Origin of the sequence: Pseudoalteromonas sp. CO325X (assembly GCF_004208955.1) — a bacterium.
GTDB classification, from domain to species: domain Bacteria; phylum Pseudomonadota; class Gammaproteobacteria; order Enterobacterales; family Alteromonadaceae; genus Pseudoalteromonas; species Pseudoalteromonas ruthenica.
In genome coordinates this window covers 249,499-260,459 of sequence record NZ_SGPG01000001.1, presented here as the reverse complement: position 1 = coordinate 260,459, position 10,961 = coordinate 249,499, and the positions used below count along the sequence as shown (strand labels likewise).

The following is a 10,961-nucleotide window of genomic DNA, read 5'->3' as shown; positions in this document are numbered from 1 at the left end:
ACTACGCGGCTCTTTTTTAAACCCCTGTATTTAGAGAGACATCATGAGCCAAGTTCGTGGTAATTTGTTTATTTTATCCGCCCCATCTGGTGCGGGTAAGTCCAGCTTGATCAATGCGTTACTCCAACAACATAGTGATATGCAAGTATCGGTGTCGCACACCACTCGTGCTCCTCGCCCTGGCGAGCAAAACGCCAAGCATTATCATTTTGTAAGCGAAGCTGAGTTCAAAACACTGATCGACAATGATGATTTCTTTGAATGGGCGCAAGTGTTCGACAACTATTACGGCACCTCAAAAGCGGCGATAGAACAGCAACTTGCCAACGGCATTGATGTGTTTCTCGATATCGACTGGCAAGGCGCCCGACAAGTGCGAGAATTAGCCCCGGACGTCACCACTATTTTTATTTTGCCGCCATCCAAGGCAGAGCTTGAAAATCGCCTAACCAATCGCGGCCAAGATTCCGCAGACGTGATTGCCGGGCGCATGGCCAAGGCGCAATCGGAAACCTCACACTTTGATGAGTATGATTACTTGGTCGTTAATGATGACTTTGACACCGCTTTAGCAGAGATTGAAACCATCGTTAAAGCCAAGCGCTTAAGCATCAGTGCTCAGCGTGTAAAACATAACGAACTAATCCACGACTTGTTAAAATAACTATTGGCCTAAACTTAACCTTGCAGTAAACTATGCGTTTACAGAATTAAATTTTGGAGTGAAGCATGGCTCGCGTAACTGTTGAAGATGCAGTAGATAAAATTGGCAATCGTTTTGACTTAATCCTTGTCGCCGCCCGTCGTGCGCGCCAGATCGCCGTAGGTGGTAAAGATCCTATGGTTGATGCTGAAAACGATAAACCAACGGTTCTCGCTTTGCGTGAAATCGAGGAAGGCCACATTACTGTGGATACCCTAGAGGCCATTGAACGCCAAGAGCAGCAAAACCAAGAAGCTGCTGAAATGGCAGCTGTTGCGGCTATCGTTGGCGGCAACCAATAAGCGGCCTCTAACGCTCTCAAAACGGCTGCAATACTCGTGCAGCCGTTGGCTTTCCCCTCTTTTCATCGTATATTCACCTTAACTGTTCAATTTCGCCTCGCTGTGTTTGGAGTGTGAATGTATCTCTTTGAAGGTCTAAAGAAAAAAATATCCGAGTACCTGCCTCCGGCTGATGTGGCATTGGTACAAAAAGCCTATGTGGTGGCCCGTGAAGCCCATGAAGGACAATTTCGCTCAAGTGGTGAGCCGTACATCACACACCCCGTTGAAGTAACGCAAATTTTAGCCAGCATGAAGCTCGACCATGAGACCCTTATGGCGGCGCTTATGCACGATGTCATCGAAGATACCGACTTCTCGCAACAAGACCTGGCGGAGATATTTGGCGAGACGGTCGCCGAACTCGTCGAGGGCGTCAGTAAGCTCGATAAACTCAGCTTCAAAGACAAAAAAGAATTCCAAGCTGAAAACTATCGCAAAATGATCATGGCGATGACTCAGGACATCCGCGTTATTTTAATTAAATTGGCGGACCGCACCCACAATATGCGCACCCTAGGAGCACTACGTCCTGACAAGCGTCGTCGCATCGCCCGCGAGACCTTAGAAATCTTTGCCCCCATCGCTAACCGCTTAGGTATCCACGACATTAAAAACGAGCTCGAAGACTTAGGTTTTCAAGCGCTTTACCCGATGCGCTATCGCGCCCTGAAATCAGAGGTTGCGAAAGCACGAGGCAATCGTAAGGAAGTGATCAGCAATATTCAGGGTGAGATTGAATCACGCTTAGAAGACGCTGGCATTCAAGCGCAAGTATCAGGGCGAGAAAAGCACCTCTACAGCATTTACAAAAAAATGCTCAACAAAGAGCTAATGTTTAACGAGGTGATGGACATTTATGCGTTTCGCATTGTTGTTGATAGCATGGATACCTGTTACCGCGTGCTTGGGGTGGCGCATAATCTCTATAAACCTATCGAAACACGTTTTAAAGATTATATTGCCGTACCAAAGACCAATGGCTATCAGTCGCTACACACCTCGCTGGTGGGGCCACACGGCATTCCCGTAGAAATTCAAATTCGCACCTTAGATATGGATCACATGGCCGATAAAGGGGTCGCGGCACATTGGATGTACAAAAAGGCGGGAGAAAATACCGGGCATACTGCTCAGCAACGCGCCCGTCAATGGATGCAAAGCTTACTCGAACTGCAACAAAGTGCAGGCTCTTCATTTGAGTTCGTGGAAAACGTTAAAACCGAACTGTTCCCTGAAGAGATTTACGTATTTACTCCTGATGGCCGTATTATCGAGTTGCCAATGGGGGCCACCGCTGTCGACTTTGCCTATGCGGTGCACACCGATGTTGGCAACACCTGTGTAGGTGCCCGCGTCAATCGCAAACCGCACCCCTTAAGTCGACCGCTTGATACCGGGCAAACCGTAGAGGTGATCACCAGCTCAGGGGCACACCCCAACGCCACGTGGCTCAACTTTATTGTTACCGCAAAAGCACGTTTATGTGTACGTAATTACCTTAAGAGCCAACGCCAAGAAGAGGCTATGCAATTAGGGCGTCGTCTGCTTGATTCGGCTTTGGGCGAGCACGCATTAGACGAGATAGGTGAAGAGCGGATAACGCGTGTGCTTGAAGAGCACCAACTCAACACCTTGCTGGAACTACTGGTCGAAATAGGCTGTGGCAACATTATGAGCATGCTAGTTGCCAAACGCCTACTGCAGGTAGACGAGGAACAAATCGACGACTTAGAAAAATCGGCAAAGGCGGCCATTATTGGTACCGAAGGCATGCTGGTCAATTACTCTAAGTGCTGTCGTCCGGTCCCAGGTGATGCCATTGTCGCTCATGTTAGCCAAGGCAAAGGCCTGACCGTGCACCGCCAAGAATGTAAAAATATTCGCGGCTGGCAAAGCGAGTCATCAAAGTACTTTGTTGTGAAGTGGGAAGATAACCCAGAAAAAGAATACATTGCCGCTTTACGTGTGGAAATCATCAACCACCAAGGTGTGCTCGCTAAGCTCACCAACTTAGTGGCGTCAACAGGCGCTAATATTGTTGAACTAACAACTGATGAAAAAGAAAGCAATTTATATGTTATTGACCTTGGCGTGACCGTGAAAGACCGTATTCACCTAGCAAATATCATGCGCCGCATCCGGGTGATGCCAGATGTACAAAAGGTCTACCGTAAAAAGTAAAGGACAATCATGAATAAAATTATTATATCAACCGACCAAGCTCCCTCAGCTATTGGCACTTATAACCAAGCTGTTAAGGTAGGCACCGCTGTATACCTTTCGGGGCAAATTCCACTTGTGGCAGAGACCATGGAAATGATCTCTGATGACTTCGCGGAACAAACACAGCAAGTATTTAAAAACCTGGCCGCCGTTTGTGAAGCCGCCGGGGGTGAGTTACAAGACATGGTCAAGGTCAATATTTTCCTTACCGACTTGAGCAACTTTGCCACGGTGAATGAAATTATGAGCCAACATTTCAAGATGCCTTACCCCGCTCGCGCCGCGATTGGCGTGAAAGAGCTGCCTAAAGGCGCGCAAGTTGAAATCGACGGAATTATGGAGCTTCCATCCACTAATTAGACAGCCCACCTCACTGGTATACTTTTTGGGCAGAGTTTTCTGCCCTCTCCTCTCTTCCATTCTCCTTGTAAATCTCATAAAGTAGGATAAAACTTAATAAAGTCGTGTGCTTGCAAGGAATTATTTGTGTTTAAATTGGCCCACAATGGCAATGTGCTGTTTAATGTGACGCAGGAGACACCAGCGCCACCATCAAAAGCAGCCATGCTAGAAGCATTACAGCAATCCGAATTTGCTGGCTGTAAAGTGGACGACGAGCACCTCGATAAGTTTTACAGCGGTGAAGAATCAGGTCCGAGTATCGTAGTCGGTAAGCGCGTAGATGCCACGTTAGAGGTCACCATCAGCGACGATAAAATGTCAGCGATGGGACGGCTAACCACAGCGCAAGGGGGCAAAGCCCTCGATTTGGAAGCCGGCAAAAAGGCCATTGTGGTGGCGGGTGTACGCCGAGGCTACCAGCAAGCGCTTTTAGAAAAGCTTTTACAACAGCAATTCGAATTGGCCCCTGGTAGTTCAGTGAAAGGCACACTAGCGCGTGGACGCTTACCCGTTGATGGGCAGCCCAGCGAACTAGTCAAACAAACACAAACCCTAAAAGATCGCATTAACAAACCTAAACGCCGTGAAGACGGCACGGTTGATATGCGCGACTTTGGCAAACTTGCCAGCGTTCAGCCCGGCACTGTTTTAATGATCCAAAAGCCTGCGACTCCAGGGAAAGAGGGATTCACCGTCACCGGCGATGTGCTTGAAGCCAAACCTGGTGAGCAACTGTCTTTAACCCCCGGAGAGGGGACCGAACTCAATCCGGATAACCCACTGGAGCTGCGCGCGACTGTTTCTGGTGTGCCCGTGGAATCTCCCAATGGCATGCGCGTTGACGATATTTTCACGATTAAAGAAGTGAACGTTAAAAGCGGCCATATCGATTTTGATGGCTCTGTGGTGATCACCCATAACGTTGAGCCGGGTATGCGGGTGACCGCTAAGGGTGAAATTAGCGTACTGGGCACGGTGGAATCAGGTATTCTTAATGCCACCGGTGATATCACCATCAAACAGGGCACCATTGGTCACCCTAACCACCAACAAAATGACGCCGAGCTTACTTGCCAGATTAATGCGGGCGGTAATTTACATATCAGCCACGCCCAATATTGCTACCTAGAAGCCACCAATATCTATATCGAACGCCAAGCTAGCCATTGCCAATTAAAAGCTCTAGAAAGCCTCATAGTGGGGCCAGAAGAGAGCCCAAATGGTAAGCTCTTTGGCGGTGAAGTACTCGATGCCTGCCGCCTTGAAGCCGGTGAAATTGGTAGTGAGTCGGGGGCCAAGATGCGCATTAATCTAGTTGCCCGAGGCGCGGATATTACCGCTGACAATGACGCCTGTGTGCAGCAACTTTCGCAGACTGACGATAAACTCGCGTCGTTGCAAGATGCACTAGAGAAGGCCGAAGCGATTAAAGACGCGGAAAAGAAAAAGCAACTCATTGAAAAAATTGGCGCCACACAACTGGCTCTAGTACAACAAGCAGATGAGCTTGAAACTAAGCTGTCTAGCTTAGATAACACCTTACACTCACTGCTTGATGGCGCTAATCTTGTCGCTCATCAACGCTTAAATTCCGGCGTTGAGATTCATATCTTTGACAAGGTACTGAAAACAGCCAGACAGTACCCACCCTGCGTTGTAAAACTAGAGAAAAGCAAAATAGAGGTTGAGTTTAAAACCTCCTAAACAGCAAAAAAGCGTGCCTAGCCCATTACTCATAACGAGGCTCAGCACGCTAACCACAAGATTTACAATAAGGCTTGCTGTTGTTTTAGCTGTTCAGGCCATACTCCTACCTGCACTTGACCAATATGACTCTTTTGCAAAAGCAACATCGCTAAACGAGACTGGCCGATACCGCCACCAATGGTTTGTGGTAGCTTTTTATGAAGCAAGGCTTGATGCCAAGGCAGTTGCGTTTTGTGGCTTTGCTCGCTCAACTCCAACTGAGTGAGTAATGACTCGGGGCAAACCCGAATGCCCATGGAAGAAATCTCAAATGCATCTTCAAGTACCTTGTTCCACACTAAGATATCGCCGTTAAGTCCAGGCAACCCCTCATCTCCTTGAGTAGACCAATCATCATAATCCGGGGCGCGCACGTCATGACGTTGACCGTCTGCGAGCTTACCACCGATGCCGATGAGAAAGACTGCACCATACTGCTTACAAACCGCACGCTCCCGTTCTTTCGCGCTTAAATCTGGGTATGCCTGACGCAACTTCTCGGCATGAATAAAATGAATTTTTTCAGGTAGGTAAGGAGCAATATCAAACTGCTCACCGACATAGGTCTCTGTCGCTTTAATGGCAGCATAAATTTGCTCAACAGTGGCCTTTAGCGTCGCTAAACTGCGCTCGCTACGCTCACAAATCACCTTTTCCCAATCCCACTGGTCAACATACACTGAATGGATAGGGCTTAGACGTTCTTCGTCTGGGCGCAAGGCCCGCATATGTGTGTACAATCCAGAGCCCACCGCAAAGCCGTAATCAGCGAGGGTCTTACGCTTCCACTTCGCTAATGAATGCACCACCTCATAACGTTGCTCAGGCAGGGTTTTCACCTGCACGGCGACGGCCTTTTCGTGACCACTGAGCTCATCTTGAATGCCATCTCCTACCTGGGCAAGAATCGGCGCCTGCACCTCAACAAGATTCAAAGCCGCTGCTAAGTGCTGTGAAAATACCTGTTTAACCGTACTAATTTGCTGCTGTTGTTGAATATACTCTGTGCTCATGGTCCTCATTCCCATTGCTGCTGCTTTGTTCGATATAAAAACCATACCTCAGCGAGCGTTTTATTCAATAGCATTTAACAAAAAGAGCTTTACTTAAAAATAAAAATCAATTTAACTGAAATATATTAGATATCATTTATTTTTTATGTGTTTTAACTATGGAAAATTATCGATTCGACAATTTAGACAAATCCATCCTTAAGAGCTTGATGAGTAATGCCCGCACCCCTTACGCCGAATTGGCGAAACAATGCGGAGTCAGTGCTGGGACCATTCATGTGCGCATAGAAAAAATGCGCCAAGCCGGAGTGATCACCGGCACCCAGGTATGTGTTGACGCTAAACGCCTGGGGTATGATGTGTGTTGCTTTATTGGCATTAACCTCAACAATGCCCGCGACTACCCCCATACTTTAGAGCTATTGCGTGAGCTCGAAGAAGTAGTCGAGGCCTACTACACCACAGGTAATTACAGCATTTTTATTAAGGTGATGGCGCGCTCCATCGAGCACTTACAAGACGTGCTGATCAATAAAGTGCAAGCGATTGAAGCAATTCAGTCAACCGAAACGCTGATTTCTTTGCAAAACCCTATTAATCGTAGTGTGACCCCATAGCCACATTGGCGTATAATCGGCGCACTTTTTTGTAACAGCAAAGATGGGCTATGGGCGAGAAGCGTTACCACCGAGTAAAACAAGTTTTAGATAGACGACAAACCGATCTAAGCGTGTGCTTAGATGAAGTGCATAAACACCATAATCTTTCGGCCATCGTGCGCACCGCCGACGCTGTCGGTTGTCACCATATTCATGCGGTCTGGCCTAAAGAGCAGCGTCGTCTCACCAATAACACCTCCGGCGGTAGCAAAAACTGGGTGCACACCCATATGCATGACGATATTGATCAGGCTGTTGGCAGTATTCGCGAGCAGATCCCTGGGGTGCAGTTGCTGGCCACTAACCTCAGTAGCGACGCCGTCGACTATCGTGATATTGACTACACCCAACCCACCGCCGTGATTGTTGGCCAAGAGCGCGAGGGTATTTCCGATGCAGCGCTTGCCCATGCTGATAAACATATCGTTATTCCAATGCGCGGTATGGTGCAGTCTCTAAATGTCTCTGTGGCTGCAGCGTTAATCCTTTATGAAGCACAGCGTCAACGCGAAGCCGCGGGCTTGTATGAACGCGATATGCTCAATCCACAAATCAAGCACACTTTACTGTTCGAAGGATGTCATCCTATTATTGCCCAGCAATGCAAAGAAAAGGGACTCCCTTACCCGGCTCTCGACGAGAACGGTGAAATTATTGCCAATGAACAGTTCTGGGATACCTTACGCTACAAACGTCAGCGCTAAGTGACTTGAAAGCAAGGCCCTGCAGTCAGTACACTTAGGTTATAACTGTTTGAAGGACATGCCATTTGCCAAGCCTGAACACCTACCCCATTAACGAGCTCAAAGGCGTTGGCCCAAAAATGGCCGAGCGCCTTGCCAAGCTTGGCATTCGTAGCGTGCAAGACATGCTATTTCATTTGCCGCTGCGCTATGAAGACCGCACCCGCATTGTTCCCATCTGCGAGCTTCTGCCACATACCCATGTGTGTGTGCAAGCCACCATTGAATCCGCCAACATTACCTTTGGTCGCCGGCGGATGTTGGTGTGCCATATTAATGATGGCAGTGGACGCATGACACTCAGGTTCTTTAACTTCTCTGCGGCGCAAAAAAACGCCATGCAAGAGGGCAAAGTGATCCGCTGTTTTGGTGAAGTGCGCCGCGCTAAAGTCGGGCTGGAAATGGCGCATCCTGAGTACAATATTAGTGACAGCCCCGAAGCCCTCCCCACACAAACACATTTAAGCGCCATTTATCCGACCACCGACGGACTAAAACAACTGTCACTGCGCAACCTGATGCTTCAAGCGCTGCAAGCCTTGAATCGCGCGCCGATAGAAGAGCTACTGCCACAACAGTATCGTCCCGCAGGTTGGTCACTCGCCGATGCCATTCGCTTTATTCACCAACCACCGGTTGATAGCGATACCCAAGCTTTAGAGCTCGGTGAACATCCAGCGCAGCAACGTCTGGCATTTGAAGAGTTACTGGCCCATAACCTCAGCTTGTTGGCCCTAAGGCAACAGGGGCAAGCACATAAGGCCGTGGCCTTGGCGCCAAATAATGCCTTAGAGCAGCCGTTTTTAGCGTCTTTAGGGTTTACGCCGACGTCAGCACAGCAACGCGTAGTGGCACAGATCAAAACGGATATGCAGCAGCCGTATCCAATGATGCGCTTGGTACAAGGCGATGTTGGCTCAGGGAAAACCTTAGTGGCAGCACTGGCAAGCTTATGTGCCATCGCCCAAGGTTACCAAGTGGCGCTCATGGCGCCGACAGAAATTCTCGCCGAGCAACATGCTTTAAACTTCAACCGTTGGTTTACCCCGCGCGGTATTCAAGTCACCCTGCTTGGTGGTAAAACCAAAGGCAAAGCACGTGAGCACGCCCTGAGCGATATTCAAAGTGGCCAGGCGCAAATGATTATTGGCACCCACGCATTATTCCAAGATCAGGTGCAATTCAATAACCTGGCGTTGATCATAATTGATGAGCAACATCGTTTTGGCGTCCACCAGCGCTTGTCACTGCGTGAGAAAGGCCGCTTTGGCGATTGCTACCCACACCAATTGGTGATGACCGCCACCCCCATCCCTCGCACCTTAGCGATGACCGCTTACGCTGATTTGGAAACATCAATTATCGACGAGCTGCCCCCGGGGCGCACGCCTGTTACCACCGTTGCTATTCCCGACAGCCGACGCGACGATGTCATTACGCGTGTGCACAAAGCGGTACAAGAGCAAGGTAGACAAGTTTACTGGGTGTGTACCCTGATTGACGAGTCTGATGCGCTGCAGTGTCAAGCCGCGCAATTAAGCGCCGAAGAACTTCGTGAGCGCCTCCCTGAGCTGCGTATTGGCCTAGTTCATGGTCGTCTAAAGGCGGATGAAAAGCAGCGCGTTATGAGTGAGTTTAAAGACGGCGAACTTGATGTGCTAGTGGCAACGACAGTGATTGAAGTGGGTGTTGATGTCCCTAATGCCAGCCTAATTATCATAGAAAACCCCGAGCGCTTAGGTTTGGCGCAATTACATCAGCTCCGTGGTCGTGTTGGCCGGGGCGCGGCAGCCTCCCATTGTGTGCTGCTCTATCATGCCCCTTTGTCACATACTGCGCAGCAGCGCCTAGGAGTGTTACGTGATAGCAACGATGGTTTTGTTATTGCCGAGCGCGATTTGCAAATTCGTGGGCCAGGGGAAGTGTTAGGCACAAAACAAACCGGCATGACCGATTTTAAAGTGGCGGATTTAGAGCGCGACAAAGCCTTAATCAACAACCTTCGTCCGCTCGCCAAACAGCTTCTCATACAGCATCCAGAGGTAGCCAAGGCATTGTGTTGGCGCTGGTTAGGCGATCGCTCTGCCTACGCCCAGGCCTGATGGAGCTATACCTGTATCAAAGCATTATAAGTGTGCTAACTCGCTGTATTTAGACAACAAAAAACCCGCCAAATGGGCGGGTTTTTCATCTGCAAAAGCTTAGAATTTGTATTCCATGCCTACAGCTAAATAGTCTTCATCAGCGCTCGCATCGTCATCAAATTTGGTATAAAAGCCAAATAACTTGGTACTTTTATTAAACTTGTAATCAACGCCTGCGGTCATCGCATTACGGTCGTTGCCAGCAAAATCCATGGTTTGGTATTGCGCTTTTAATACCGTTTTATCAATCGCATATGCTGCACTTACTAAGAAGCCGTCGCTGTCTTCACCACCTGCTGCGGGCTCTTGTGTTTGGTACATGGCACCGAGCTTTATTCCTGCGACTTTAGTGCCCACCGTAGCACGTAAAATATCATAGCCTTTTACTTCACTGTCAGCGGCAATTGCGGCGTACACGTTGGATTTTTTCAGGCCTTTATCACCATAAGTCAAGGCAACCGAATAGCCGTTGTCGGCATCGGTATCATCTTCAGCGATATAACTGGCAATAACTTTAAAACCATTGAGGCTATTCGAGGTGTATGTAACTGAGTCACCTAAGCGATTTTCACCTTTGAATACGTTTTTAATATCGCCTTCAAGGTCACTGAACAAGTCAACTTTACCTTGCGATTGCTTTAGCGCGGTATCGTTACGACCAATCACGATTTGGCCAAAGTTACCTTTAAGACCGACGTATTGGTTACGTGCAGTGATGTTGTCTTTATCGCCTTTTGAATCAGCATCAGACAAATCAACCTGAAACTCAAGTTTATAAACTACGTCCAAGCCATCAGCAATCCCTTCTGAGCCTTTAAAGCCAAGGCGAGACGCATTACTTTTGATTTCAGTGAATGATCCCTCACCCTCATCAGATGATTGCACTGTTACATTCGCTTTACCGTAAATATTGACATCAGCCGATGCGTAAAAAGGCAATCCAGCCGCCACAGCGAGCACTAGTGCAGAAGGAGCAAATCTCAT

At 48.5% G+C, this 10,961-nt stretch carries 10 protein-coding genes; 8 read left to right on the top strand and 2 right to left on the bottom strand.

Annotated elements, in window-relative coordinates; translation table 11 throughout:
• Positions 1-43: 43 nt before the first annotated feature.
• From gmk to EXT46_RS01235, 5 genes are all read left to right on the top strand, one after another.
• A complete protein-coding gene (gene gmk, locus EXT46_RS01255) occupies positions 44-664 on the top strand; it encodes a guanylate kinase (protein WP_045979328.1) in 621 nt (206 codons plus the stop codon).
• A 65-nt stretch (positions 665-729) separates the two neighbouring features.
• Positions 730-1,005 (top strand): DNA-directed RNA polymerase subunit omega, encoded by a 276-nt coding sequence (gene rpoZ / locus EXT46_RS01250; RefSeq protein ID WP_022943476.1) that lies wholly within the window; start codon positions 730-732, stop codon positions 1,003-1,005.
• Positions 1,006-1,122: 117 nt separating this feature from the next.
• Positions 1,123-3,228, top strand: a complete 2,106-nt coding sequence (gene spoT, locus EXT46_RS01245) for a bifunctional GTP diphosphokinase/guanosine-3',5'-bis pyrophosphate 3'-pyrophosphohydrolase (protein ID WP_053909714.1) — start codon at positions 1,123-1,125, stop codon at positions 3,226-3,228.
• Positions 3,229-3,237: 9 nt separating this feature from the next.
• Positions 3,238-3,630: a RidA family protein gene (locus EXT46_RS01240; RefSeq protein ID WP_022943474.1), complete on the top strand. Its 393-nt coding sequence runs from the start codon at positions 3,238-3,240 to the stop codon at positions 3,628-3,630.
• Positions 3,631-3,756: 126 nt separating this feature from the next.
• Entirely contained in the window at positions 3,757-5,376 is a 1,620-nt protein-coding gene (locus tag EXT46_RS01235; RefSeq protein WP_022943473.1) for a FapA family protein, read from the top strand.
• A 62-nt stretch (positions 5,377-5,438) separates the two neighbouring features.
• Here the strand turns inward: EXT46_RS01235 and asnA are convergent, their stop codons facing one another.
• On the bottom strand, positions 5,439-6,431 hold the full coding sequence (gene asnA / locus EXT46_RS01230; protein ID WP_045979327.1) for an aspartate--ammonia ligase: 993 nt from the start codon (positions 6,429-6,431) through the stop codon (positions 5,439-5,441).
• Positions 6,432-6,589: 158 nt separating this feature from the next.
• Between asnA and asnC the strand changes: the two genes are divergently transcribed.
• The 3 genes from asnC (at position 6,590) to recG (ending at position 9,935) form a co-directional block, all read left to right on the top strand.
• Complete coding sequence (gene asnC, locus EXT46_RS01225) at positions 6,590-7,048, top strand: transcriptional regulator AsnC (protein WP_053909715.1); 459 nt, start codon at positions 6,590-6,592, stop codon at positions 7,046-7,048.
• A gap of 50 nt (positions 7,049-7,098) precedes the next feature.
• Positions 7,099-7,794: a tRNA (guanosine(18)-2'-O)-methyltransferase TrmH gene (gene trmH / locus EXT46_RS01220; protein ID WP_022943470.1), complete on the top strand. Its 696-nt coding sequence runs from the start codon at positions 7,099-7,101 to the stop codon at positions 7,792-7,794.
• A 65-nt stretch (positions 7,795-7,859) separates the two neighbouring features.
• The gene (recG, locus tag EXT46_RS01215; RefSeq protein WP_276319711.1) at positions 7,860-9,935 is read left to right on the top strand and encodes an ATP-dependent DNA helicase RecG; all 2,076 of its coding nucleotides are present in this window, start codon (positions 7,860-7,862) and stop codon (positions 9,933-9,935) included.
• 99 nt (positions 9,936-10,034) lie between these two features.
• Here the strand turns inward: recG and EXT46_RS01210 are convergent, their stop codons facing one another.
• The gene (locus EXT46_RS01210) at positions 10,035-10,961 is read right to left on the bottom strand and encodes a porin (RefSeq protein WP_022943468.1); all 927 of its coding nucleotides are present in this window, start codon (positions 10,959-10,961) and stop codon (positions 10,035-10,037) included.

Coding starts and splice junctions, on each gene's coding strand:
- gmk (WP_045979328.1), top strand. CDS start 44: ATGAGCCAAGTTCGTGGTAATTTGTTTATTTTATCCGCCCCATCTGGT.
- rpoZ (WP_022943476.1), top strand. CDS start 730: ATGGCTCGCGTAACTGTTGAAGATGCAGTAGATAAAATTGGCAATCGT.
- spoT (WP_053909714.1), top strand. CDS start 1,123: ATGTATCTCTTTGAAGGTCTAAAGAAAAAAATATCCGAGTACCTGCCT.
- EXT46_RS01240 (WP_022943474.1), top strand. CDS start 3,238: ATGAATAAAATTATTATATCAACCGACCAAGCTCCCTCAGCTATTGGC.
- asnA (WP_045979327.1), bottom strand. CDS start 6,431: ATGAGCACAGAGTATATTCAACAACAGCAGCAAATTAGTACGGTTAAA.
- asnC (WP_053909715.1), top strand. CDS start 6,590: ATGGAAAATTATCGATTCGACAATTTAGACAAATCCATCCTTAAGAGC.
- trmH (WP_022943470.1), top strand. CDS start 7,099: ATGGGCGAGAAGCGTTACCACCGAGTAAAACAAGTTTTAGATAGACGA.
- EXT46_RS01210 (WP_022943468.1), bottom strand. CDS start 10,961: ATGAGATTTGCTCCTTCTGCACTAGTGCTCGCTGTGGCGGCTGGATTG.